The 23990-nt window shown below is 43.3% G+C and carries 37 protein-coding genes; 32 read left to right on the top strand and 5 right to left on the bottom strand.

Annotated elements, in window-relative coordinates; translation table 11 throughout:
- The first annotated feature begins 99 nt into the window (after window positions 1-99).
- The 30 genes from fusA (at window position 100) to rplQ (ending at window position 17710) form a co-directional block, all read left to right on the top strand.
- Window positions 100-2196 (top strand): elongation factor G, encoded by a 2097-nt coding sequence (fusA, locus tag AC2VOY_RS05460; protein ID WP_491832862.1) that lies wholly within the window; start codon window positions 100-102, stop codon window positions 2194-2196.
- A gap of 233 nt (window positions 2197-2429) precedes the next feature.
- Window positions 2430-3614 carry an elongation factor Tu gene (gene tuf, locus AC2VOY_RS05455; RefSeq protein ID WP_491832860.1) on the top strand — a complete coding sequence of 395 codons (1185 nt, stop codon included), beginning with the start codon at window positions 2430-2432 and terminating at the stop codon, window positions 3612-3614.
- Window positions 3615-4032: 418 nt separating this feature from the next.
- Entirely contained in the window at window positions 4033-4344 is a 312-nt protein-coding gene (gene rpsJ / locus AC2VOY_RS05450) for a 30S ribosomal protein S10 (RefSeq protein WP_491832858.1), read from the top strand.
- 13 nt (window positions 4345-4357) lie between these two features.
- The gene (gene rplC / locus AC2VOY_RS05445) at window positions 4358-4987 is read left to right on the top strand and encodes a 50S ribosomal protein L3 (RefSeq protein WP_491832856.1); all 630 of its coding nucleotides are present in this window, start codon (window positions 4358-4360) and stop codon (window positions 4985-4987) included.
- A gap of 16 nt (window positions 4988-5003) precedes the next feature.
- Window positions 5004-5606: a 50S ribosomal protein L4 gene (gene rplD, locus AC2VOY_RS05440; RefSeq protein ID WP_491832854.1), complete on the top strand. Its 603-nt coding sequence runs from the start codon at window positions 5004-5006 to the stop codon at window positions 5604-5606.
- On the top strand, window positions 5603-5905 hold the full coding sequence (gene rplW / locus AC2VOY_RS05435; RefSeq protein ID WP_491832852.1) for a 50S ribosomal protein L23: 303 nt from the start codon (window positions 5603-5605) through the stop codon (window positions 5903-5905). The genes rplD and rplW overlap by 4 nt, the downstream gene beginning before the upstream one ends.
- Before the next feature lie 15 nt (window positions 5906-5920).
- Entirely contained in the window at window positions 5921-6745 is an 825-nt protein-coding gene (gene rplB / locus AC2VOY_RS05430) for a 50S ribosomal protein L2 (RefSeq protein WP_491832851.1), read from the top strand.
- Window positions 6746-6763: 18 nt separating this feature from the next.
- Window positions 6764-7042, top strand: a complete 279-nt coding sequence (rpsS, locus tag AC2VOY_RS05425; protein ID WP_073579722.1) for a 30S ribosomal protein S19 — start codon at window positions 6764-6766, stop codon at window positions 7040-7042.
- A gap of 10 nt (window positions 7043-7052) precedes the next feature.
- Window positions 7053-7382 carry a 50S ribosomal protein L22 gene (rplV, locus tag AC2VOY_RS05420; protein ID WP_491832848.1) on the top strand — a complete coding sequence of 110 codons (330 nt, stop codon included), beginning with the start codon at window positions 7053-7055 and terminating at the stop codon, window positions 7380-7382.
- A 12-nt stretch (window positions 7383-7394) separates the two neighbouring features.
- Window positions 7395-8093 carry a 30S ribosomal protein S3 gene (rpsC, locus tag AC2VOY_RS05415; protein WP_491832846.1) on the top strand — a complete coding sequence of 233 codons (699 nt, stop codon included), beginning with the start codon at window positions 7395-7397 and terminating at the stop codon, window positions 8091-8093.
- 11 nt (window positions 8094-8104) lie between these two features.
- Window positions 8105-8515, top strand: a complete 411-nt coding sequence (gene rplP / locus AC2VOY_RS05410) for a 50S ribosomal protein L16 (RefSeq protein WP_084888990.1) — start codon at window positions 8105-8107, stop codon at window positions 8513-8515.
- A gap of 1 nt (window position 8516) precedes the next feature.
- Entirely contained in the window at window positions 8517-8708 is a 192-nt protein-coding gene (gene rpmC / locus AC2VOY_RS05405) for a 50S ribosomal protein L29 (RefSeq protein WP_491832844.1), read from the top strand.
- Complete coding sequence (rpsQ, locus tag AC2VOY_RS05400; RefSeq protein ID WP_491832842.1) at window positions 8708-8962, top strand: 30S ribosomal protein S17; 255 nt, start codon at window positions 8708-8710, stop codon at window positions 8960-8962. Before rpmC ends, rpsQ begins: the two co-directional genes overlap by 1 nt.
- A 163-nt stretch (window positions 8963-9125) precedes the next feature.
- Window positions 9126-9497 (top strand): 50S ribosomal protein L14, encoded by a 372-nt coding sequence (rplN, locus tag AC2VOY_RS05395; protein ID WP_017026385.1) that lies wholly within the window; start codon window positions 9126-9128, stop codon window positions 9495-9497.
- Window positions 9498-9508: 11 nt separating this feature from the next.
- Entirely contained in the window at window positions 9509-9826 is a 318-nt protein-coding gene (gene rplX, locus AC2VOY_RS05390; protein ID WP_491832840.1) for a 50S ribosomal protein L24, read from the top strand.
- A 26-nt stretch (window positions 9827-9852) separates the two neighbouring features.
- Window positions 9853-10392, top strand: coding sequence for a 50S ribosomal protein L5 (gene rplE, locus AC2VOY_RS05385; RefSeq protein WP_491832838.1), 540 nt, complete (start codon window positions 9853-9855; stop codon window positions 10390-10392).
- 17 nt (window positions 10393-10409) lie between these two features.
- Window positions 10410-10715 carry a 30S ribosomal protein S14 gene (rpsN, locus tag AC2VOY_RS05380; protein WP_491832837.1) on the top strand — a complete coding sequence of 102 codons (306 nt, stop codon included), beginning with the start codon at window positions 10410-10412 and terminating at the stop codon, window positions 10713-10715.
- A gap of 29 nt (window positions 10716-10744) precedes the next feature.
- On the top strand, window positions 10745-11137 hold the full coding sequence (rpsH, locus tag AC2VOY_RS05375) for a 30S ribosomal protein S8 (RefSeq protein ID WP_491832835.1): 393 nt from the start codon (window positions 10745-10747) through the stop codon (window positions 11135-11137).
- Between the two features lie 10 nt (window positions 11138-11147).
- A complete protein-coding gene (gene rplF / locus AC2VOY_RS05370; protein ID WP_491832833.1) occupies window positions 11148-11681 on the top strand; it encodes a 50S ribosomal protein L6 in 534 nt (177 codons plus the stop codon).
- Between the two features lie 9 nt (window positions 11682-11690).
- The gene (rplR, locus tag AC2VOY_RS05365; RefSeq protein ID WP_491832831.1) at window positions 11691-12044 is read left to right on the top strand and encodes a 50S ribosomal protein L18; all 354 of its coding nucleotides are present in this window, start codon (window positions 11691-11693) and stop codon (window positions 12042-12044) included.
- A 14-nt stretch (window positions 12045-12058) separates the two neighbouring features.
- Window positions 12059-12559: a 30S ribosomal protein S5 gene (gene rpsE, locus AC2VOY_RS05360; protein ID WP_491832829.1), complete on the top strand. Its 501-nt coding sequence runs from the start codon at window positions 12059-12061 to the stop codon at window positions 12557-12559.
- A 6-nt stretch (window positions 12560-12565) separates the two neighbouring features.
- A complete protein-coding gene (gene rpmD / locus AC2VOY_RS05355) occupies window positions 12566-12742 on the top strand; it encodes a 50S ribosomal protein L30 (protein ID WP_491832827.1) in 177 nt (58 codons plus the stop codon).
- Between the two features lie 6 nt (window positions 12743-12748).
- On the top strand, window positions 12749-13183 hold the full coding sequence (rplO, locus tag AC2VOY_RS05350) for a 50S ribosomal protein L15 (protein ID WP_491832825.1): 435 nt from the start codon (window positions 12749-12751) through the stop codon (window positions 13181-13183).
- A 20-nt stretch (window positions 13184-13203) separates the two neighbouring features.
- Entirely contained in the window at window positions 13204-14538 is a 1335-nt protein-coding gene (secY, locus tag AC2VOY_RS05345) for a preprotein translocase subunit SecY (RefSeq protein ID WP_491832823.1), read from the top strand.
- Between the two features lie 61 nt (window positions 14539-14599).
- On the top strand, window positions 14600-14713 hold the full coding sequence (rpmJ, locus tag AC2VOY_RS05340) for a 50S ribosomal protein L36 (RefSeq protein WP_000868186.1): 114 nt from the start codon (window positions 14600-14602) through the stop codon (window positions 14711-14713).
- A 149-nt stretch (window positions 14714-14862) separates the two neighbouring features.
- Entirely contained in the window at window positions 14863-15219 is a 357-nt protein-coding gene (gene rpsM / locus AC2VOY_RS05335) for a 30S ribosomal protein S13 (RefSeq protein ID WP_390196534.1), read from the top strand.
- 21 nt (window positions 15220-15240) lie between these two features.
- Window positions 15241-15630 (top strand): 30S ribosomal protein S11, encoded by a 390-nt coding sequence (gene rpsK, locus AC2VOY_RS05330; protein ID WP_101111171.1) that lies wholly within the window; start codon window positions 15241-15243, stop codon window positions 15628-15630.
- Window positions 15631-15659: 29 nt separating this feature from the next.
- Window positions 15660-16280 (top strand): 30S ribosomal protein S4, encoded by a 621-nt coding sequence (gene rpsD / locus AC2VOY_RS05325; protein WP_491832818.1) that lies wholly within the window; start codon window positions 15660-15662, stop codon window positions 16278-16280.
- A gap of 24 nt (window positions 16281-16304) precedes the next feature.
- Entirely contained in the window at window positions 16305-17297 is a 993-nt protein-coding gene (locus AC2VOY_RS05320; protein WP_491832816.1) for a DNA-directed RNA polymerase subunit alpha, read from the top strand.
- 26 nt (window positions 17298-17323) lie between these two features.
- Window positions 17324-17710 (top strand): 50S ribosomal protein L17, encoded by a 387-nt coding sequence (gene rplQ, locus AC2VOY_RS05315; RefSeq protein ID WP_491832814.1) that lies wholly within the window; start codon window positions 17324-17326, stop codon window positions 17708-17710.
- Between the two features lie 172 nt (window positions 17711-17882).
- Here rplQ and AC2VOY_RS05310 read toward each other — a convergent pair whose 3' ends face one another.
- The gene (locus AC2VOY_RS05310; RefSeq protein ID WP_491832812.1) at window positions 17883-18401 is read right to left on the bottom strand and encodes a DUF2780 domain-containing protein; all 519 of its coding nucleotides are present in this window, start codon (window positions 18399-18401) and stop codon (window positions 17883-17885) included.
- Between the two features lie 149 nt (window positions 18402-18550).
- Window positions 18551-19171 carry a BamJ family beta-barrel-assembly machinery protein gene (gene bamJ / locus AC2VOY_RS05305; RefSeq protein ID WP_491832810.1) on the bottom strand — a complete coding sequence of 207 codons (621 nt, stop codon included), beginning with the start codon at window positions 19169-19171 and terminating at the stop codon, window positions 18551-18553.
- Window positions 19172-19423: 252 nt separating this feature from the next.
- Here bamJ and AC2VOY_RS05300 point away from each other — a divergent pair, with 252 nt between their 5' ends.
- A complete protein-coding gene (locus tag AC2VOY_RS05300) occupies window positions 19424-20020 on the top strand; it encodes a LysM-like peptidoglycan-binding domain-containing protein (protein ID WP_491832808.1) in 597 nt (198 codons plus the stop codon).
- A gap of 101 nt (window positions 20021-20121) precedes the next feature.
- On the opposite strand, the gene AC2VOY_RS05295 is transcribed toward AC2VOY_RS05300, so the two are convergent.
- Window positions 20122-20583 (bottom strand): GNAT family N-acetyltransferase, encoded by a 462-nt coding sequence (locus AC2VOY_RS05295; RefSeq protein ID WP_491832806.1) that lies wholly within the window; start codon window positions 20581-20583, stop codon window positions 20122-20124.
- A 154-nt stretch (window positions 20584-20737) separates the two neighbouring features.
- Between AC2VOY_RS05295 and AC2VOY_RS05290 the strand changes: the two genes are divergently transcribed.
- Window positions 20738-22462, top strand: a complete 1725-nt coding sequence (locus tag AC2VOY_RS05290; RefSeq protein ID WP_491832804.1) for an SLC13 family permease — start codon at window positions 20738-20740, stop codon at window positions 22460-22462.
- 74 nt (window positions 22463-22536) lie between these two features.
- Here the strand turns inward: AC2VOY_RS05290 and AC2VOY_RS05285 are convergent, their stop codons facing one another.
- A complete protein-coding gene (locus tag AC2VOY_RS05285; protein WP_491833024.1) occupies window positions 22537-23127 on the bottom strand; it encodes a YtfJ family protein in 591 nt (196 codons plus the stop codon).
- Window positions 23128-23289: 162 nt separating this feature from the next.
- Window positions 23290-23925, bottom strand: a complete 636-nt coding sequence (gene msrA / locus AC2VOY_RS05280; RefSeq protein ID WP_491832802.1) for a peptide-methionine (S)-S-oxide reductase MsrA — start codon at window positions 23923-23925, stop codon at window positions 23290-23292.
- Window positions 23926-23990 lie beyond the last annotated feature (65 nt).

Genomic DNA, 23990 nt, shown 5'->3' with positions numbered 1-23990 from the left:
TCATTTACCTTTGCTAGTGTAATGGTTATAATCATGACCATACTTTTTTGTGCTGCGGGCTTATCTCGCGGCACTTTTCATATGTAAGAGGATACAATCGTGGCTCGTAAAACTCCTATTGAGCGTTATCGTAATATCGGTATTTGTGCGCACGTAGATGCAGGAAAAACAACCACGACTGAGCGTATTCTATTCTACACAGGCCTTTCTCATAAAATCGGTGAAGTTCACGATGGTGCAGCAACCATGGACTGGATGGAGCAGGAGCAAGAACGTGGTATCACTATCACTTCCGCTGCGACTACTACTTTCTGGCGTGGTATGGAAGCACAATTCGACGAACATCGCGTCAATATCATTGATACCCCTGGACACGTTGACTTTACAATCGAAGTAGAGCGCTCATTGCGTGTGCTTGATGGTGCAGTGGTTGTTTTTTGTGGATCTTCTGGTGTTGAACCTCAGTCTGAAACTGTATGGCGTCAAGCGGACAAATATCATGTCCCACGCATGGTTTTCGTCAATAAAATGGACCGTGCCGGCGCAGATTTTCTACGCGTAGTCGACCAAATTAAAAATCGTCTTGGTGCAAACCCAGTTCCAATCCAATTAAACATTGGTGCGGAAGATGAGTTTAAAGGTGTCATCGACCTTATCAAGATGAAAGCTATCAACTGGAATGAAGCCGATCAAGGCATGACCTTCGCATACGAAGAAATTCCAGCAGATATGCAAGAGCTTGCTGAAGAGTGGCGTAACCACCTTGTTGAAGCAGCAGCTGAAGCGAACGAAGAGCTGATGGATAAATATCTTGAAGGCGAAGAGTTAAGCGAAGCTGAAATTAAACAAGCATTACGTACGCGTACTCTAAACAATGAGATTGTGCTCGCAACTTGTGGTAGTGCATTTAAAAACAAAGGCGTTCAAGCTGTACTTGATGCTGTTATTGATTTCCTTCCTTCTCCAATTGATGTTCCTGCAATCAAGGGCGTGGATGAGCTAGAAAATGAAATCGAGCGTCACGCAGATGATAACGAACCTTTTGCTGCGCTTGCATTCAAAATTGCAACCGACCCATTTGTGGGAACCTTAACTTTCATGCGCGTGTATTCGGGCAAAGTTAACTCAGGTGATACGGTTTACAACTCAGTGAAGCAAAAGCGTGAGCGTTTTGGGCGTATTGTTCAAATGCACTCAAACAAACGCGAAGAAGTAAAAGAAATTCTTGCTGGTGATATCGCAGCTGCTATCGGCTTAAAAGATGTCACAACAGGGGATACACTTTGCTCACAAGATCACAAAGTGATTCTTGAGCGCATGGAGTTCCCTGAGCCTGTTATTCAAATCGCTGTTGAACCTCGTTCAACCGCTGACCAAGAAAAAATGGGTATTGCTTTAGGTAAACTTGCTGCTGAAGATCCGTCTTTCCGCGTTGAAACTGATGATGAAACAGGTCAAACCCTTATTTCTGGTATGGGTGAGCTACACTTAGACATCATTGTTGACCGTATGAAGCGTGAATTTAGCGTGGACTGTAATGTTGGTAAACCTCAGGTTGCTTATCGTGAAACTATTCGCGGTGCAACGGAAGTTGAAGGCAAATTTGTTCGCCAATCAGGTGGTCGTGGTCAATATGGTCACGTATGGCTGAAGATTGAACCAGCAGAGCAAGGCGAAGGCTTTGTATTTGTTGATGAAATCGTTGGTGGCGCAGTACCTCGTGAATACATCAGCTCAGTTGCTAAAGGTATTGAAGAGCAAATGAACAATGGTGTACTTGCTGGCTATCCTGTATTGGATGTCAAAGCGACACTATTTGATGGTTCTTACCATGATGTCGACTCAAGTGAGATGGCATTTAAAATCGCAGGTTCAATGGCATTCAAAAAAGGTGCGCTCCAAGCAAACCCTGTCATTTTAGAACCTATGATGAAGGTTGAAGTGACCACTCCAGAAGACTGGATGGGTGACGTGGTTGGTGATTTAAACCGCCGCCGTGGCATTATCGAAGGGATGGAAGAAGGGCATGCGGGTCTTAAAGTGATTCGTGCTCAAGTGCCGCTTTCAGCTATGTTCGGTTATGCAACTGATCTTCGCTCTGCAACTCAAGGCCGTGCTTCATACTCAATGGAATTCTCCGAGTATGCAGAAGTACCTAAGAATGTTGCAGATAAAATTATCGCAGAACGCGGTTAATTAATGGTAAAAGGTCATTTTGGATCGATTTAAGATCGCATATCGAAAAAAATTGATCTAAAATGAGCTAAAAAGTAATCAATTAACTCTCTTTTTCATGAAATGATCAAGAGAGTTGGTTATTATAGCTACGAATCTATTGCGTTGATGCGAGTTGACGCATAAAATAGCAATTTCTGGCGTGTTTTGATCCTGTTGATCAAAACTCATCATAACTAGGAAGGAACACGATTGTGTCTAAAGAAAAATTTGAACGTACGAAACCGCACGTAAACGTTGGTACTATCGGCCACGTTGACCACGGTAAAACAACTCTTACTGCTGCTATCTGTACTACACTTGCAAAAGTGTACGGTGGTGTAGCGAAAGACTTCGCATCTATCGATAACGCTCCAGAAGAGCGCGAGCGTGGTATCACAATCGCAACTTCTCACGTTGAGTATGATACTCCAGCTCGTCACTACGCACACGTAGACTGCCCAGGACACGCCGATTATGTTAAAAACATGATCACTGGTGCTGCGCAAATGGACGGTGGTATCCTAGTTGTTGCTGCAACTGACGGTCCAATGCCTCAAACTCGTGAGCACATCCTACTTGGTCGCCAAGTTGGTATCCCTTACATCATCGTATTCATGAACAAATGTGACATGGTTGATGATGAAGAGCTTCTAGAGCTAGTTGAAATGGAAGTTCGTGAACTTCTTTCTGAATATGATTTCCCAGGTGATGACCTACCAGTTATCCAAGGTTCTGCTCTTGGCGCACTAAACGGCGAGAAAGAGTGGGAAGACAAAATCGTTGAGCTTGCAGAAGCACTAGATTCTTACATCCCAGAACCAGAGCGTGCTGTTGACCAACCGTTCCTACTTCCAATTGAAGATGTATTCTCAATCCAAGGTCGTGGTACTGTTGTTACTGGTCGTATCGAACGTGGTATCCTACAAGTAGGTGACGAAGTTGAAATCGTTGGTATCAAAGATACTACAACTACAACTTGTACTGGTGTTGAAATGTTCCGTAAACTGCTTGACGAAGGTCGTGCAGGTGAGAACGTTGGTGCACTTCTACGTGGTACTAAGCGTGATGACGTTGAGCGTGGTCAAGTTCTTGCAGCTCCTGGCTCAATCACTCCACACACAACTTTCGAATCAGAAGTATATGTTCTTTCGAAAGATGAAGGTGGTCGTCACACTCCATTCTTCAAAGGTTACCGTCCACAGTTCTACTTCCGTACTACTGACGTAACTGGCGACATCCAACTACCTGAAGGTGTTGAGATGGTAATGCCTGGTGATAACGTACAAATGGTCGTTACTCTAATCGCTCCAATCGCGATGGACGAAGGTCTACGTTTCGCTATCCGTGAAGGTGGCCGTACAGTTGGTGCTGGTGTTGTTGCTAAAGTTATCGCTTAATAGCTGATAAATTTGCACAACTAGCCTAGCTAGTATAAGAAAGGGGAGGCGTATGCTTCCCTTTTCTATGTCTATCGCAAAATTGCCTACCTTATTTCCCTATATTTATTCTATTCAAATTAATTTGCTGTATTTTTCAACAAAAGCCTTGCGCTCCTCCCAGAAGTACGTATAATGCACCCCACTTGCCCGATATGAGGTGAGTTGTGAACCAATAAGCGTTGAGGAGAAGTTAACAAACTTTTAGTTGCTAACTTCACAATGTACACTCTGACTTATGTTCGCAGTCATTAAATTGGCTGACAATGTGTCCAAAAGGGATGCTACGTTCACATGAATCAATCGTACATTCACTCGATCTATCGAGTTAGAGTGGCGATATTGTTTGTGTAATTTTTAAGTATTGGAGCTCTGTCTCATGCAGAAGCAACGTATTCGTATCCGCCTAAAAGCGTTTGACTATCGTTTAATCGATCAGTCAACAGCGGAAATCGTTGAAACAGCGAAGCGCACTGGCGCACAGGTTCGTGGTCCTATCCCACTTCCTACACGTAAAGAGCGTTTTACTGTTCTTGTCTCTCCTCACGTCAACAAAGATGCTCGTGATCAGTATGAAATCCGTACTCACAAGCGCCTAATCGACATCGTTGAACCAACAGATAAAACTGTTGATGCACTGATGCGTTTAGATCTTGCTGCTGGCGTTGATGTTCAAATCAGCCTAGGTTAAGGGAGAAGAGATAATGATTGGTCTAGTCGGACGTAAAGTGGGTATGACCCGCGTATTTACCGAAGAAGGCGTTTCTATCCCTGTAACAGTTGTTGAGGTTGAAGCGAACCGTGTAGCTCAAGTACGTACAGTTGAGACTGACGGTTATGCTGCAATTCAAGTAACTGCAGGTAACAAGAAAGCTAGCCGCGTATCAAAACCAGAAGCTGGTCACTTTGCGAAAGCAGGTGTAGAAGCTGGTCGCGGTCTTTGGGAATTCCGTTTAGAAAACGGTGAAGAGTTTGAAGTTGGCGCTGAGCTAAACGTAGAACTATTCAATGAAATCAAAAAAGTAGACGTTACTGGTACATCTAAAGGTAAGGGTTTCCAAGGCGCTGTTAAGCGTTGGAACTTCCGTACTCAAGATATGACCCACGGTAACTCTTTGTCTCACCGTGCACCGGGTTCAATTGGTCAATGCCAAACTCCAGGTCGCGTATTCAAAGGCAAAAAAATGGCTGGTCACATGGGTGCTGAGCGTGTAACGACTCAAAACCTAGAGATCGTACGTGTTGACGCTGAGCGCAATCTGCTTCTTATTAAAGGTGCAGTCCCTGGTGCTATCGGCGGCGACGTTATCGTAAAACCAGCTGTTAAAGCATAACGTCTAGGAGTAAGTAATGGAATTGATGGTTAAAGGTGCAAACGCACTAACTGTTTCCGAGACTACTTTCGGACGTGAGTTTAACGAAGCTCTTGTACACCAAGTGGTTGTTGCGTATGCAGCAGGTGCTCGTCAAGGTACTCGTGCTCAAAAGACTCGTTCTGAAGTATCTGGTGGCGGCGCTAAACCATGGCGTCAAAAAGGTACTGGCCGTGCGCGTGCTGGTACAATTCGTAGCCCGATCTGGCGTACAGGTGGTGTTACTTTTGCTGCGAAACCACAAAATCACAGCCAAAAAGTAAACAAAAAAATGTACCGCGGTGCAATGAAGAGCATTTTCTCTGAATTAGTTCGTCAAGAGCGTTTAATCGTTGTTGAAGAGTTTTCAGTTGATGCGCCAAAGACTAAAGATCTAGTAGCTAAGCTAAAAGATCTAGAGCTAAACGATGTATTAATCGTAACTAGCGAAGTAGACGAGAATCTATTCTTAGCTGCTCGTAACCTTTACAAAGTTGATGCACGTGATGTAGCTGGTATTGATCCAGTAAGTCTAATCGCATTTGATAAGGTTCTAATGACTGCAGCTGCAGTTAAGCAAGTTGAGGAGATGCTGGCATGATCAGTGAAGAGCGTCTACTAAAAGTTCTACGTGCTCCACATATTTCTGAAAAAGCAACTATGGCTGCAGAGAAAGCGAACACTATCGTTTTCAAAGTAGCAAAAGATGCGACTAAAAAAGAAATCAAAGCAGCTGTAGAGAAGCTATTTGAAGTTGAAGTTAAGAATGTAAATACCCTTATCAACAAGGGTAAGACCAAACGTCAAGGTTTACGCCAAGGCCGTCGCAGCGATGTGAAGAAAGCTTACGTAACTTTGAAAGAAGGTCAAGATCTTGACTTCGTTGGCGGTGCTGAGTAACAGGAGTAGTTAAACATGGCTATTGTTAAGTGTAAGCCGACTTCCCCTGGTCGTCGCCACGTAGTTAAAGTAGTTAATGCTGACCTACATAAAGGTAAGCCATACGCACCACTTCTAGAGAAAAACTCTAAAAATGGTGGTCGTAATAATAACGGTCGTATTACAGTACGTCACATCGGCGGTGGTCATAAGCATCACTACCGTGTAATCGACTTTAAACGTACTAAAGACGGTATCCCAGCGAAAGTTGAGCGTCTTGAATACGATCCAAACCGTAGTGCAAACATTGCTTTAGTTCTGTATGCAGACGGTGAACGTCGTTACATCATTGCACCAAAAGGCATTCAAGCCGGTGATCAGATCCAATCTGGTGTTGATGCGCCTATCAAAGCAGGTAACACTCTGCCGATGCGTAACATCCCAGTAGGTTCTACAATTCACTGTATTGAACTTAAACCTGGTAAAGGTGCACAGCTAGCTCGCTCAGCAGGTGCTTATGCACAACTTGTTGCTCGTGATGGCGCATATGTAACTATTCGCTTACGTTCTGGTGAGATGCGTAAAGTGTTATCTGAAGGCCGCGCAACCGTGGGTGAAGTAGGTAACGCAGAACACATGTTACGTGAACTTGGTAAAGCTGGTGCTAACCGCTGGCGCGGTGTTCGTCCTACCGTTCGTGGTGTTGTGATGAACCCAGTAGACCACCCACACGGTGGTGGTGAAGGTCGTACATCTGGTGGCCGTCATCCAGTTTCTCCATGGGGTATGCCAACTAAAGGCTTTAAGACCCGTAAGAACAAACGCACTGACAAGTACATTGTACGTCGTCGTAATAAATAATCTATAAGAGGATAAGCCATGCCACGTTCTCTCAAGAAAGGTCCATTTATTGACCTACACTTGCTGAAGAAGGTAGAGAAAGCGGTGGAAAGCGGAGACAAGAAGCCTATTAAGACTTGGTCCCGTCGCTCAATGATCATTCCACAAATGATCGGTTTGACCATCGCTGTCCATAATGGTCGTCAGCACGTACCAGTTTTCGTTACCGATGAAATGATCGGCCATAAACTGGGCGAATTCGCACCAACTCGTACCTATCGCGGCCACGCTGCAGATAAGAAAGCTAAGAAGAAATAAGGAGTAGATGATGGAAGCTATCGCTAAACATAACTTTGCTCGCATTTCTCCACAGAAAGCTCGCTTAGTTGCAGACCAAATCCGTGGAAAATCAGTAGACCAAGCTCTAGAAATCCTAACTTTCAGCAACAAAAAAGCTGCTGTTCTAGTGAAGAAAGTTCTTGAGTCTGCGATTGCAAACGCGGAGCATAACGAAGGTGCAGATATCGACGATCTATCAGTCGCTAAAATCTTCGTAGATGAGGGCCCGACCATGAAGCGCATTATGCCTCGTGCGAAAGGTCGTGCGGATCGTATCTTGAAGCGTTCAAGCCACATCACTGTGGTTGTCGCAGACTAGGAGAGTAAGCAAATGGGTCAGAAAGTACATCCTAATGGTATTCGTCTTGGCATCGTTAAGCCTTGGAATACTACATGGTTTGCTAATACCAATGAATTCGCTGACAACCTAGACGGCGATTTCAAGGTACGTCAGTTTCTTACAAAAGAACTGAAAAAAGCGTCTCTATCTCGTATCGTGATCGAGCGTCCTGCTAAGAGCATTCGTGTAACTATTCACACTGCTCGTCCAGGCGTTGTAATCGGTAAAAAAGGTGAAGACGTTGAGAAGCTACGCGCAGCTGTAGCTAAAATTGCAGGTGTACCAGCACAAATCAACATCGCTGAAGTACGTAAGCCTGAGCTAGACGGTCAATTAGTGGCTGATAGCATCGCGTCTCAGCTAGAGCGCCGTGTTATGTTCCGTCGCGCTATGAAGCGTGCGGTACAGAACGCTATGCGTCTAGGTGCACAAGGTATTAAAGTAGAAGTAAGCGGCCGTCTTGGCGGTGCTGAAATCGCGCGTACTGAATGGTACCGTGAAGGCCGTGTGCCACTACACACACTTCGTGCTGACATTGACTATGCAACTTCTTCGGCTCACACTCAATATGGTGTGATCGGTGTTAAAGTTTGGATCTTCAAAGGTGAAATCCTTGGTGGTATGCCAGACGCTAATGCTGTTGAGCCAAAGGCTGACAAGCCTAAGAAGCAGCGTAAAAGCCGTAAGTAAGGAGTCGACAGATGTTACAACCTAAACGTACTAAATTCCGTAAGGTTCAGACTGGTCGCAACCGTGGTCTAGCTAAAGGTACTGATGTAAGCTTCGGTACTTTTGGTTTGAAAGCAGTAGGCCGTGGCCGTATTACTGCTCGTCAAATCGAAGCGGCACGTCGTGCGATGACACGTCACGTTAAGCGTCAAGGTCAAATCTGGATTCGTATTTTCCCAGACAAACCTATCACTGAAAAACCACTTGAAGTTCGTCAAGGTAAAGGTAAGGGTAACGTAGAGTACTGGGTAGCCCAAATCCAACCGGGTAAAGTAATGTACGAAATGGACGGTGTACCTGAAGAGTTGGCACGTGAAGCGTTCCGCCTAGCGGCACGTAAACTGCCTATTAAAACTACTTTTGTAACTAAGCAGGTGATGTGATATGAAAGCACAAGACCTACGCGAAAAAAGCGTTGAAGAGCTTAATACAGAGCTTGTGAATTTGCTTCGCGAACAGTTCAACTTGCGCATGCAAGCTGCGACTGGTCAACTACAACAAACTCACACTCTTAAAGCTGTACGTCGTGATATCGCACGTGTTAAGACTGTTTTGACTGAGAAGGCAGGCGCATAATGAGCGAAACTACTCGTACGACTCAAGGTCGTGTAATTAGCGACAAAATGGATAAATCTATTGTTGTTGCTATCGAACGTTTTGTGAAGCACCCAATCTATGGGAAATTCATCAAGCGTACGACAAAAGTACATGCACATGATGAAAACAACGAGTGTGGCCTAGGCGATACTGTTGAAATCCGTGAATGTCGCCCACTGTCTAAGACTAAATCTTGGACTTTGGTAAAAGTTGTTGAAAAAGCTAAAATTTAATTAGTTTTATTTCAATGAGTTAGACGGTTCTGGAATATTTTTTCGGAACCGTCTATTTTTTGACTACCTTTTTCTGAGAAAGGGTGTTATTATCTGCACCCTCTCAAGTAGAGGCAGCCCGACCCGTGATGGGTCTAGTTTTAATTATTAGCGGAGCACTAACATGATCCAAATGCAAAGTACACTCGACGCTGCGGATAACTCCGGCGCTCGTAGAGTAATGTGTATTAAGGTTCTGGGTGGCTCTCACCGCCGTTATGCACATATCGGAGATATCATCAAAGTTACTGTTAAGGAAGCAATTCCTCGCGGTAAAGTAAAAAAAGGTGATGTTCTGAAAGCGGTAGTGGTGCGCACCCGTAAAGGCGTTCGTCGTCCAGACGGTTCTGTCATTCGCTTCGACCGTAACGCTTGCGTATTATTGAATGATAATACTGAGCAACCAGTCGGTACACGTATCTTTGGTCCAGTGACTCGTGAACTTCGCAATGCGAAATTCATGAAAATCGTGTCACTAGCACCTGAAGTTCTGTAAGGAGCGTCTCAATGGCAGCTAAAATCCGTCGTAATGACGAAGTAATCGTTCTTGCTGGGAAAGATAAAGGCAAGCGCGGTAAAGTAACTAAAGTTCTAGCAACTGGTAAAGTTATCGTCGAAGGTATAAACCTTGTTAAAAAACACCAAAAGCCTGTTCCGGCTCTAGGTCAACAAGGTGGCATCGTTGAACAAGAAGCAGCAATTGACGCTTCTAACGTTGCAATCTTCAACGCATCTACTGGTAAAGCAGATCGTATCGGTTTCCGTTTTGAAGAAGGTAAAAAAGTACGTTTCTTCAAGTCAAACGGTGAAACTATTTCTAACTAAGAAATCGAGTAATTTGGAGTTCTACTATGGCGAAACTGCATGATTACTACAAGTCGTCTGTAGTCGCTGAGCTTACCAAAGAGTTCAGCTACTCAAGCGTCATGCAAGTCCCTAGGATTGAGAAAATCACCCTAAACATGGGCGTTGGTGAAGCAATCAACGATAAGAAACTACTAGAAAACGCAGCAAGCGATATGGCGATCATCTCTGGTCAAAAGCCACTTATCACTAAAGCACGTAAATCTGTAGCTGGTTTCAAAATTCGTGAAGGCTACCCAATTGGTTGTAAAGTAACCTTACGTGGCGAACGTATGTGGGATTTTTTCGAGCGTTTAATCTCAATCGCTCTTCCACGTGTACGTGATTTCCGTGGTGTTAGCGCTAAGTCTTTTGACGGACGCGGTAACTACAGCATGGGCGTTCGCGAGCAAATCATCTTCCCGGAAATCGACTATGATAAAGTCGATCGTGTACGCGGTCTTGATATTACTATCACGACATCAGCGAGCACAGACGCGGAAGGCCGAGCTCTGCTGGCTGCCTTTAACTTCCCATTCCGTAAGTAAGGTGAAGGGTTACTGTTATGGCTAAACAATCAATGAAAGCACGTGACGTTAAACGTGCAAAGCTAGTAGCACAATACGCTGAAAAGCGTGCTGCGCTAAAAGCAACTATCAGTGATGTAAACGCATCTGAAGAAGATCGTTGGAATGCAGTACTTAAACTGCAATCTCTTCCACGTGATTCAAGTGCATCACGTCAGCGCAACCGTTGCAACCAAACTGGTCGTCCACACGGTTACCTACGTAAATTCGGTCTAAGCCGTATCAAAGTTCGTGAAGCTTGCATGAAAGGCGAGATTCCTGGACTTCGTAAGGCTAGCTGGTAATTGCCACTTAATCATTTGGAGTAATTAATATGAGTATGCAAGATCCGATTTCGGATATGCTGACCCGTATTCGTAACGGTCAAGCAGCAAATAAAGTTGCTGTTAAAATGCCTTCTTCAAAGCTTAAAGTTGCAATTGCCGCTTTACTAAAAGCTGAAGGTTATATCGCTGACTTCGCTGTTGAAGGCGAAGCAAAACCAGAGCTAGAAGTTACTCTTAAGTACTTCCAAGCTAAACCAGTAATTGAGCAAATCCAACGTGTATCACGTCCTGGTCTGCGCGTTTATAAGAAAAAAGACGCTCTGCCATCAGTGATGGGCGGTCTAGGTGTTGCTGTTGTTTCTACTTCCAAGGGTCTAATGTCTGACCGTGCTGCTCGTAAAGCAGGTCTTGGTGGTGAAATCATTTGTTACGTTGCGTAAGGAGTAGGATATGTCTCGTGTTGCTAAAGCACCCGTAGTTATTCCTGCCGGCGTAGAAGTGAAATTAAACGGCCAGGAAGTTACTGTTAAAGGTAGCAAAGGTGAAATGACTCGCGTTATTAATAACGACGTTGTTATTGCACAGGAAGAAAACAAGCTGCAGTTCTCACCAAAAGAAGGTGTGTTCAAATCAAATGCTCAAGCAGGTACTGCTCGTGCACTTGTAAACAACATGGTTGTTGGTGTTACTGAGGGCTTTACTAAGAAGCTAGTTCTTAAAGGTGTAGGTTACCGTGCTGCTATTAAAGGCAACTCTGTTTCTCTAACACTAGGCTTCTCTCACCCAGTTGAGCATGAATTGCCAGCGGGTGTTAAAGCTGAATGCCCAAGTCAAACTGAGATCGTTGTAACTGGTTGTGATAAGCAATTAGTTGGTCAAGTTGCGGCTGACATTCGTTCTTACCGTGAGCCTGAGCCTTATAAAGGCAAAGGTGTTCGTTACGCAGATGAAAATGTGCGTACTAAAGAAGCTAAGAAGAAGTAAGGTAACACTATGGATAAGAAAGCATCTCGCATCCGTCGTGCTACACGTGCACGTCGTAAGATTGCTGAGCTAGGTGCAAACCGCCTAGTTGTACACCGTACTCCACGTCACGTGTACGCTCAGGTTATCGCACCAAACGGCTCTGAGGTTATCGCATCTGCTTCTACTGTAGAAAAAGCGATCCGTGAGCAAGTGAAGAACACCGGTAACAAAGACGCAGCTGTTGCAGTAGGTAAAGCTATTGCTGAGCGTGCTATCGAAAAAGGCATTTCTAATGTTGCTTTCGATCGTTCTGGTTTCCAATACCACGGTCGAGTGGCTGCACTTGCAGATTCTGCACGTGAAGCTGGTCTGAAATTCTAAGGTAGGGTTGATCGATGGCTAAAGAACAACAACAAGCTCAAGATTTGCAAGAAAAATTAATCGCCGTTAACCGTGTTTCTAAAACGGTTAAAGGTGGTCGAATCTTCAGCTTCACTGCACTAACAGTAGTTGGTGACGGTAATGGTCGCGTTGGTTTCGGATACGGCAAAGCTCGTGAAGTACCAGCAGCGATTCAAAAAGCAATGGAAAAGGCGCGCCGTAACATGGTTACAGTTGCGCTTAATGAAGGCACTCTTCACCACGCGGTGAAAGGTCGCCACACAGGCTCTAAAGTTTACATGCAGCCAGCAGCAGAAGGTACAGGTATCATCGCAGGTGGTGCGATGCGTGCAGTACTAGAAGTTGTAGGTGTTCATAACGTACTTGCGAAAGCATACGGTTCTACGAACCCAATCAACATCGTTCGTGCAACGATCGATGGTCTGAGCGGCATGAAGTCACCAGAAATGGTTGCTGCTAAACGTGGTCTAACTGTTGAAGCAATTTCGGAGTAAGGCACAATGGCAACTATTAAAGTAACTCAAACTAAAAGCTCAATCGGCCGTTTACCAAAGCATAAAGCTACTTTACGCGGTTTAGGCCTTCGTCGCATCAACCACACTGTTGAACTTGAAGATACTGCTTGCGTACGCGGCATGATCAACAAAGTTCACTACATGGTTAAAGTTGAGGAGTAATCAGAAATGCGTTTGAATACTCTATCACCGGCTGCGGGTTCTAAGCCTTCTAAGAAGCGTCTTGGTCGCGGTATCGGTTCTGGCCTAGGTAAAACTGGTGGCCGTGGCCACAAAGGTCAAAAATCACGTTCTGGCGGCACTGTTCGTCCAGGTTTTGAAGGTGGTCAAATGCCTTTGAAACAACGTCTTCCAAAATTCGGTTTTACTTCTCGTAAGAGCCTAGTAAGCGCAGAAGTTCGTCTAAGCGAACTATCTAAAGTTGAAGCAGACGTTATCGATCTTAACAGCCTTAAAGCTGCTAACATCATCACTAAGAACATCGAATTTGCAAAAATCGTTCTTTCTGGTGAAATTAGCAAGTCTGTGACTGTTAAAGGTCTACGCGTGACTAAAGGTGCTAAAGCTGCTATCGAAGCTGCTGGCGGTAAAATCGAGGAATAATCTTCGAGGGAAAGGTACAGATGGCTAAAAAACCAGGACAAGATTTTAGTGCCAATAAAAGTGGTACTTCTGAATTAAAAGCGCGTTTATTCTTCGTAATAGGAGCACTTTTAGTATTCCGAGCTGGCTCTTTTGTGCCGATTCCTGGTATTGACGCGGCTGTACTTGCCGACTTGTTCGAACAGCAAAAGGGAACCATCGTTGAACTGTTTAACATGTTCTCCGGTGGTGCTCTATCTCGAGCATCTATATTTGCATTGGGCATCATGCCGTATATTTCGGCGTCTATTGTTGTCCAATTATTGACTGTTGTTCACCCTGCACTAGCTGAACTGAAAAAGGAAGGCGAAGCAGGTCGACGTAAGATTAGTCAATATACCAGATATGGTACGCTTGTACTGGCGACTTTCCAAGCGCTAGGTATTGCAACGGGGCTACCGAATATGGTCCAAAATCTGGTCGTTATCGACCAAACCATGTTCACCCTCATTGCTACCATTAGTTTAGTAACCGGCACCATGTTCTTGATGTGGTTAGGTGAACAAATTACTGAGCGCGGAATTGGTAACGGTATATCTCTGATTATTTTCACAGGTATCGTTGCGGGTCTACCAGCTGCTATTGGACATACAATCGAGCAAGCCCGTCAAGGTGAATTGAACGTGCTTCTTCTCTTGTTGATTGGTGTGATTGCCTTTGCTGTTATCTACTTTGTTGTATTTATGGAGCGTGGTCAGCGTCGTATCGTCGTTAACTATGCGAAGCGTCAACAAGGTCGTAAAGTTTTTGCAGCACAAAGCACTCATCTACCTTTGAAGATTAATATGGCAGGTGTTATTCCTGCGATATTTGCATCAAGTATTATTCTTTTCCCTGGTACCTTAGCTCAATGGCTAGGTCAAAACGGAGAGAGTGCAACCTTTGGTTGGTTAACAGATGTTTCTTTGGCGTTAAGCCCAGGTCAACCTCTGTATACTATACTTTATGCTTCAGCAATTATTTTCTTCTGTTTCTTCTACACAGCGTTGGTATTTAACCCTCGTGAAACAGCAGATAATTTGAAGAAGTCCGGTGCATTTATACCCGGTATCCGCCCAGGCGAGCAGACAGCGAGATATATTGATAAAGTTATGACTAGATTAACTCTAGCTGGCGCTCTTTATATCACCTTTATCTGTTTGATTCCTGAGTTTATGATGGTCGCTTGGAACGTTCGTTTCTATTTCGGCGGCACATCACTACTAATCGTAGTGGTTGTTATCATGGACTTTATGGCACAGGTACAGACTCATCTGATGTCTCAACAGTATGATTCTGTGTTGAAAAAAGCGAATCTTAAAAACTACAGTCGTTAATAACTAGTTTTCTAGTGTTTAGTAACCCATTGTTTTTAGATTAGATTTACGGAGTTTAGCAATGAAAGTTCGTGCTTCCGTTAAAAAAATCTGCCGTAACTGTAAAGTTATCAAGCGCAACGGTGTTGTGCGTGTAATTTGCAGTGAGCCAAAGCATAAACAACGCCAAGGCTAATTAGCAGAAATTTTTACTTGAAAAATTAGGCTAGGCCGAGTATGATTCTCGGCCTACCCTTTTGTGTGTGAAAGAAGTAGCAAGTCGCAGCGTATCCTCAACGGGCTTTGCTGTGACAATTTCTTTTTTGTAAATACTAGGAGTGAATAGTGGCCCGTATAGCAGGCATTAACATTCCTGATCAAAAGCATGCTGTAATCGCATTAACTGCAATCTACGGCATCGGTAAAACTCGTTCTCAAGCTATTCTAGCTGAAGTGGGTATTGCTGAAAATGTTAAGATCAGTGAACTAACTGAAGAGCAGATCAACCAGCTGCGTGATGGTGTTGCCAAGTACACTGTAGAAGGCGATCTACGTCGTGAAGTTTCCATGAACATCAAGCGTCTAATGGATCTTGGTTGTTACCGTGGTCTTCGTCACCGTCGCAGTCTACCGTTACGTGGACAGCGTACTAAAACCAACGCTCGTACCCGTAAAGGTCCGCGCAAACCGATCAAAAAATAATCGGATAAGGTAGAGAGTACAATGGCAAAGCAACCTACTCGCGCTCGTAAGCGCGTTCGTAAGCAAGTCGCAGATGGCGTCGCGCACATTCATGCGTCTTTCAATAATACAATCGTTACCATCACTGACCGTCAAGGTAATGCACTAGCTTGGGCTACTGCAGGTGGTAGTGGTTTCCGCGGTTCTCGTAAATCTACTCCGTTCGCAGCGCAAGTTGCAGCAGAACGTTGTGGTGAAATGGCCAAAGAATATGGCTTAAAGAACTTGGAAGTTATGGTTAAGGGCCCAGGTCCTGGTCGTGAGTCTACAATCCGCGCTCTAAACGCAGCGGGTTTCCGTATCACAAACATTGTTGATGCGACTCCGATCCCTCATAACGGTTGTCGTCCACCTAAGAAACGTCGCGTTTAATTCGTTTCTAGGAATATTGGAGAAAGATCATGGCAAGATATTTGGGTCCTAAGCTGAAGCTTAGCCGTCGCGAAGGTACTGACTTATTCCTTAAGTCTGGTGTCCGTGCGATCGATACCAAGTGTAAAATTGATAACGCACCAGGTGTACACGGCGCTCGTCGCGGTCGTCTATCTGAGTTTGGCGTTCAGCTTCGTGAGAAGCAAAAAGTTCGTCGTATGTACGGCGTTCTAGAAAAACAATTCCGCAACTACTATAAAGAAGCTGCACGCCTTAAAGGCAACACAGGTGAAAACCTGCTTCAACTTCTTGAAGGTCGTCTAGATAATGTTGTTTACCGTATGGGTTTTGGTGCTACTCGCGCTGAATCTCGTCAGCTAGTTAGCCACAAAGCTATTCTAGTAAACGGCAAAGTAGTTAACGTTCCTTCATTCAAAGTTTCGGCGAATGACGTTGTTTCTATCCGTGAAAAAGCTAAACAGCAATCACGTATTAAGGCTGCTCTAGAAGTTGCTGAACAACGCGAAAAACCAACTTGGATTGAAGTAGATGCTAGCAAGATGGAAGGTACATACAAACGTATCCCAGAGCGTTCTGATCTATCTGCTGACATCAATGAACACTTGATCGTCGAACTTTACTCTAAGTAAGGTTTAAATAAAAGAGAGGACACAATGCAGGGTTCTGTAACAGAATTTCTTAAGCCACGTCTAGTTGATATTGAACAAGTTAACTCGACACATGCAAAAGTAACTCTTGAGCCTTTAGAGCGTGGTTTTGGCCACACTTTAGGTAATGCACTTCGCCGAATTCTTCTATCTTCAATGCCAGGTTGTGCAGTGACAGAAGTTGAAATCGACGGCGTTCTACACGAGTACAGTACTAAAGAAGGCGTTCAAGAAGATATTCTTGAGATTCTTCTAAACCTTAAAGGTTTAGCTGTAAGCGTTGCCGAAGGCAAAGATGAAGTGTTTATTACACTGAATAAATCAGGCTCAGGCCCTGTTGTTGCAGGTGACATCACCCATGATGGTGATGTAGAGATCGCTAACCCTGATCACGTTATCTGTCATCTTACTGATGACAAATCTGATATCGCTATGCGTATCAAGGTTGAACGTGGTCGTGGTTATGTTCCGTCTTCAGCTCGTATCCATACAGAAGAAGATGAGCGTCCAATTGGTCGTCTACTTGTTGATGCTACTTACAGCCCGGTGGATAAAATCGCCTACTCTGTAGAAGCAGCACGTGACGGTGGTCGTACAGATTTGGACAAGCTTGTTATCGATATGGAAACGAACGGTACACTTGAACCTGAGGAAGCAATTCGTCGTGCAGCAACTATTCTTGCTGAACAACTTGATGCGTTCGTAGATCTACGTGATGTACGTGTACCTGAGGAGAAAGAAGAGAAGCCGGAATTCGATCCTATTCTTCTGCGTCCTGTAGACGATCTTGAACTAACAGTTCGCTCTGCTAACTGTTTGAAAGCAGAAGCGATTCACTACATCGGTGATCTTGTACAGCGTACTGAGGTAGAGCTTCTTAAAACGCCAAACCTTGGTAAGAAGTCTTTAACAGAAATTAAAGATGTTCTAGCGTCTCGCGGTCTTTCTCTAGGTATGCGCCTAGAAAACTGGCCACCAGCGTCGATTGCTGAAGATTAATTGATATTAGTTAGAAGGATTAGGTCATGCGCCATCGTAAGAGTGGTCGTCAACTCAACCGCAACAGCAGCCATCGTAAAGCGATGTTTAGCAATATGGCTAGCTCATTAGTTCGTCATGAAATTATCAAGACAACTTTGCCTAAAGCAAAAGAGCTACGCCGCGTAGTTGAGCCTTTGATTACATTAGCTAAGACAGACAGTGTTGCTAACCGTCGTCTAGCATTTGCACGCACTCGTGATAACGAAGTTGTTGCAAAACTATTTACAGAACTAGGTCCACGTTTCGCGAGCCGTCAAGGCGGTTATACTCGCATTCTTAAATGTGGTTTCCGTGCAGGTGATAAAGCTCCAATGGCATACATTGAGCTTGTAGATCGCCCTGAAGCTGCAGCTGAAGAAGCGGCAGAATAAGACGCATAAGTTCTTAAAATTAAAAAACCGAGCCTAGGCTCGGTTTTTTTTATATCTAAATTTTAAGGTGCAATTAAGCCATAACTTGAAATGAGTTCTAAAATAAACGCTCTAGGGTTCAGTTACCAATAGAGCGTTATATTTTTGAGTTCTTTTTAAGTATGCTGTGTTTTTATTTTGCAGACCAAGCGCTAGATAGCGCAGATAACAATGAACTATCCACGCCTTGTCCTTCTAAGTAGCTTTGAATGATAGGTGTAAATTGAGAAACCATATCTGAATCTAGGCCTAATTGCTCAAAAACACTCTTAACTGAGCTTAGATTTGTGATTGAATCTAGGCTGTCTGAGCTGTTTAATAACGTATCTAGACCTGGAACACTTTCACTCAATGCTTTCATATTTTCGCTTGAAAGGTTTTCTTGTGCCAGAGCAAGCAGTGCAGCGCTGCCACCCGCAGCTTGTTTGGTTGAGATACCGAGTTGGTCGGTCAATTGATTTACTAGCTGCATACCTTGTTCACCAGAATTCATGACATCGGTGATCTTATCTACGCTAGATGTATCGACACCCATTGATGATGCTGCACTTTTTAAAGAATCAGTGCTTTCATCACTCAGACCAAATAAAGCATAACTTGGGCTAGATACAACAGCTGTCATAAGGATGAGAGAGGCGAGTGTTTTTTTCATAATAAAGTCCATCTTGATGTTAATAACATGTATTTGTTTTGTGTGACTTTAGTTATACAGGAATTATGGATATAAAAAAAGCGACACAAGGCCGCTTTACAATTTTATACAAGTTTTGATGACTTATATTTTATATAACTTATTTTTTATTAAAGAATCGCTAGAAGCTCAACTTCAAATACTAGTGCTGCAAATGGAGGGATTGCAGCGCCAGCGCCACGCTCACCATATGCAAGATCTTGTGGGATATATAGTTTCCACTTAGAGCCTACAGGCATAAGTTGAAGAGCTTCAACCCAACCTTTAATTACGCCAGTTACTGGGAACTCAGCAGGTTGACCGCGCTCAACAGAGCTATCAAATACAGTGCCGTCAGTTAGTTGACCGTGGTAATGAACACGTACTTGCTTGTCTGAAGTTGGGATTTCACCTTCGCCTTTTGTAAGTACTTCATATTGAAGACCTGACTCAAGAACAGTAACTTCAGAGCGAAGCGCATTGTCTTTTAGGAATGCTTCACCATCAGCTGCCGCAGCTTTTGCTGCATCGGCACGTGCTGCTTCTGCACGAGTGTGGATTTCACGAAGAGCGTTGTTGATATCATCAACTTCGATCTCAGGCATATCGCCTGTAAGCGCTGTTGCAATACCTTTAGCGATAGCGTCTACGTTTAGACCTTCTAGGCCACTACCTGCAAGTTGTTGACCCATTTGTAGACCAATACCATAGCTTGCTTTTTGCTCAACAGTTTCTAGTTTTACTTCAGACATGAAAATCTCTTGTTATCTTTAGTGAATGAGGCATAAGAATAGCAGTTATGCTTCCTATTCTCAAACTAGATATATCTATGTAAGCCTTAGCTAGTGTAAGATGTTTTGCTTTGACTTGTATATATATTGAACCTTGCTTGGCATGAATATACAATCAAACTATATGTTAAATAAATTTAGTTTGAATGAGGGCGTGAAATGAACAAAAGAAGACGTCAGAAAGGGAATACTCGCAAGACTAATGCCCCATCTATGAATTTAGAAAAGATCAAAAATTCGACTCCAGTATTGTATTTTAAATCTTTCTGGCAAAAACTACCTAAGCTTCATCAAAAGATCTTAAGCATCTTAGTTCCAGTGTTACTTGTGATTTGGATTCTGCCTTTAGGATCAAGCGAGCAAGTTAGCGAAGAGGTTGTTCTTGAGCCGCCACAAGATTCAAGTCAAACGCGAGTGGCGATTGGTTTAGATATTCCTGGTGTAGAAAAAGAGCCAGCTGCAAGCGCAAAAGATAAGCCTGCGCGTGTGAGTTTAAATCCCGAGCAAGAGCAAGCTCTTGAAGAGAAAGAAGACACGACAGCAGGGCCTAAACCTTGGACTGAATATGTCGTCCAAGCTGGAGATAACCTTTCGAGTATCTTCCGTCGTTATGATTTAGACCCACATGAGCTGAATGCATTATTAAAAGTCGAAGGCAAGGGCAAGCCTCTAACACAATTAGCTGTCGGTCAGACGGTTCGCTTTCGTAAAACCAATCGTGGTTACTTAGATATTTTACAACTTCGCAGTGCGCAAGGTGAAGTCATGTATTTCCGCTTGTCTTCTGGCGGTTTTGCTCGCGGCGACTAACGCTATTGTCTTTGGCACTTACTTAAATAATAGCTAAGTGCCAAGTTTCTTTACTCTTAATTTAATTCTTGAGTGATAGCGAATAGCTTTTCGCAGATCAATTAAGCTTCACGGATCATTTTGATGTGTTCAATATTGTCTTCAAGGTAAATTTCAGAAGCTTTCTCAAAGCCATGTTTGGCATAAAACTTTTCTAAATGTGCTTGTGCACTGATCACAATTCTTTGCTTACCCCATATTTTCTGCGCGTCATCCACTGCCTTTGCCATCAAAACGTGTCCAAGTTTTTGCGCTCGTGCGCTTTCTAAGACACAAACCCTACCGATATGAATGTCTTGATCAATAATGCCTTGCGGGATCAGGCGAGCGGTTGCAAGAATATTTTGCTCTTCATCTTGGCACCATAATTGATAAACCTCTGGCTTAAGATCTATACCATCAAGATCTAAGTAAGGGCAGTCTTGCTCGACCACAAAAATATCACATCTTAACGCGAGTATTTTGTACAAGGTATGGCTTGTCAGTTGGTCAAAGGAGCTCGTATTCCAGACTAAATTTTCCATTTAAGATCCTGTTTTTTCATTATTTGTATTGTTGGTTTTATATCTATTTATTATATTAAATGAATATACAAAACTAGTGGCAGAGATCAAGGTCTGATATATATCTATCTTCGTCGTGATCTCTTTAACATCGCCAATCATATAAGGATATAAGATGTTGGAACTCTATTTTGTTGTCATGTTGCTTTGTGCCATGCTGATTGGCTTGGTTGGCACGTCTATTCAAGCGAGTTATATCTTTGGTTGGGCAGCGATTGCTATGTTTCTGTCTGGCTTTGTATCTATCGATAAATTAGCAGGAAATTTTGCTAATCCTTCATTACTGACACTTGTTTTGTTGATGCTGGCATCTTGCAGCTTGGAAAAAACACGACTTGTGAGCACCATTAGCCATAAAATATCCAAGGGGAACCTAGCGACTGTAATCACCAAACTAACGCTTTCTACCGCTTTTTTGTCTTCCTTTACTAATAATACAGCAATAGTTGTTGCCTTAATTGGTGCGATTAAACGCAATTTAACACATCCGCCATCTAAACTTTTAATTCCTTTGTCTTATGCTGCTATTTTAGGTGGCACTTTAACCTTGATAGGCACCTCGACCAACTTAATAATTAATAGCTTTGTGATTGATGCTGGCCTACCTAGCCTAAGTTTTTTTGCGCCAACTTTAATCGGCCTTGCTGTATTGCTTGTCGGTGTGTGTGTCTTGATCCCTATGAGTTATACCTTGGATAAGCAAAAGTCAGATACAGAACAAGATCTCCCGTATTTTATTGAAGCGCGCGTGTGCCAAGACTCTCCCTTGATCGGCAAAACGATCCAAGAAAATAATCTTAGATCACTACGTCAATTATATTTAGCTGAAGTGATCCGTGAAAAGCAAAGTTTTGCTTGGGTCGATCCAAACTTGATCTTGCATGCAGATGATAGGTTAATGTTTTGCGGAGATGTCGATAGCGTTTCAACCTTACAAGAAATTTCAGGCTTAGAGTTTTTCAGCCAGCATCACTTGGATGGGCAAAACTTAGTTGAAGTGGTTGTTAGCCAATCAGCCACGATACGTTATCAAAGCTTAAAATCATGCCAATTTCGTGAGCGTTTTGATGCGGTTGTAGTCGCTATTCGTCGGGGGCATGAGCAATTAAAAGGTGGGTTAGGCAATATACGTCTGATTGCGGGCGATGTATTAGTATTGGTTCCAGGAAAAAATTTCTCAAGTATGCGTGAGAGTTTCAGCCGCGAGTTTGTATTTATCAACGATCTTGATAGTTCAACCAAGCTAACGACTAAAAAGTCTTGGATGGTACTCGTCGGGTTTGCAACCGCATTAACGCTTGGGATCACAAATGTGGTGCCAATTTTAGATGCTTTGTTGGTTTACACTATTTTTGTATTATCGATAAAGGCCGTGACCTTAAATGAGCTTAAACGTCGTTTTCCACTAGATATCTTTATGATAGTTGGCGCTGCATTATCTATGGCGCAACTCATGACCTCATCTGGGCTTTCTAATATTATTGGCCAGTTCTTTATGACGAGTTTTTCGGACTATGGCGTGTTTGGTGCTTTGGTGGCGACTTATTTACTTACCTTGGTGATGACCGAATTTATCACCAATAATGCCGCAGCAGCTTTAGCTTTTCCGATTGGCTTATCTATGGCTCAGGCATATGGCGCTGATCCTATGCCATTTATTATGGCAGTGCTTTTTGGGGCAAGCGCAAGTTTCATTTCTCCTTATGGTTACCAAACGAATTTATTAGTTTACCGAGTGGGAGGCTACCAATTAAAAGACTACTTTAAAATGGGCTTGCCGATGTCATTAGCCTATTCTATCGTGGTGTTAACTTTGATCCCTATTTTGTATCCTTTCTAAACATAAATTCTCAAGATGTAAAAAAGCCGCTTTGCAAAATTACAAGGCGGCTTTAGATTCAGGTTATAAATAGCTTAGAGTTGTGCTTTAACTAAATTTAGTACTTGCTCAATTTCACTATCTGATAATTTTCCTTCTTTAAAATAAAGCACTTTGCCGGCTTTATCTTGCACAATAATTGCAGAGTTTTCAGGTGCTAATGCCCATGCTTTAGCCGCCACGCCATTTTCATCTAAGACAACAGATGACCAACTAAATTCTTTTTTACTTGATTCTGCTGATGACTTAACAAAGCTACCGGTTCCCCAAATCGAATCACTTTGATTGACTATAGTGGTTGTTTGGTAGTTTGCTGGATCAAATTTTGCAGCAGTAATTGCTGTGGTGAGAGGCTCGTTCATTGCTTTGGCGCCAGAGCGGCCTGCAATCGCCTGAATGACTCTCACTTTACCTTGCATGCTTTTGCTAGCCCAAGTTTGATAAGTGATCGCATCGTTTTGAACCATCATCTCACCGGCTTTACTTACTGTGACAGATGGCAAGCTTTGACCAACCTTTACATTGGCAGCAAAGGCCGAGCAACTAACGGCTAGGCTCAGTCCAAGAATGCAAGATTTTAGAAAAGAGTTTTGAGATAAAGCTGTTTTAATCGAAGCCTTGTGCATGTGCGCCATAGTTGTACCTATAAAATGAAGGGTTGTCTTTTTAAGGTAGGCGATAATACAGCGACTTGTAGTGTTCAGCTATAAAATTGTGGTCTGACAAGCATAAAAAAGCACAACCTTAAAAGATAAGATTGCGCTTAAATGATGGTGAAAATTAGAAATTTACGCGAGTGAACTTGGGTAACAGACGCCTGTACCACCAATGCCACAATAACCATTTGGGTTACGCGCTAGGTATTGTTGATGGTAAGTTTCAGCAAAGTAATACTCACCTAGCGGTGCAATTTCAGTGGTAATTGCTTGTGCTTGCTGTTTAGAAAGCTCACCTTGATAAACTTCTAAACTAAGTTTTGCTGCAGCAAGTTGCTCGTCACTTGTTGTATAAATGGCAGAGCGATACTGGGTGCCAACATCATTACCTTGGCGCATTCCCTGGGTTGGGTCATGGTGTTCCCAAAAGACAGCAAGTAATTTTTCAAGTGAGATGACTTCAGGGTTGAAAATGACTCGTACAACTTCAGTGTGACCCGTTTCGCCAGTGCAAACTTCTTGATAGGTCGGGTTTGGTGTGTAGCCCCCGCTATACCCAACAGAGGTGCTATATACGCCGTCTAATTGCCAAAAAATACGTTCAGCACCCCAAAAACAGCCTAAACCAAAAACAATTTCTTGATGACCGGCTGGCACTGGGGCAGTTAAATCCGTTTGATTGACAAAGTGAGGTTCAATCACTGGCATAGTGTCGCTGCGACCTGGTAGTGCGTTTGTCGGGTCGATCATTTGTGTTTTTTTATGCATAACAGCCTCATGACATTTGAATGTGAATAACTCGTTTATCTCAAAATTTATTCATGTAATAATTG

The organism is Vibrio sp. KMM 9700 (genome assembly GCF_058545285.1).
Note: the sequence above shows the minus strand (reverse complement) of the source record. Positions and strands in the feature narration are given on the sequence as shown.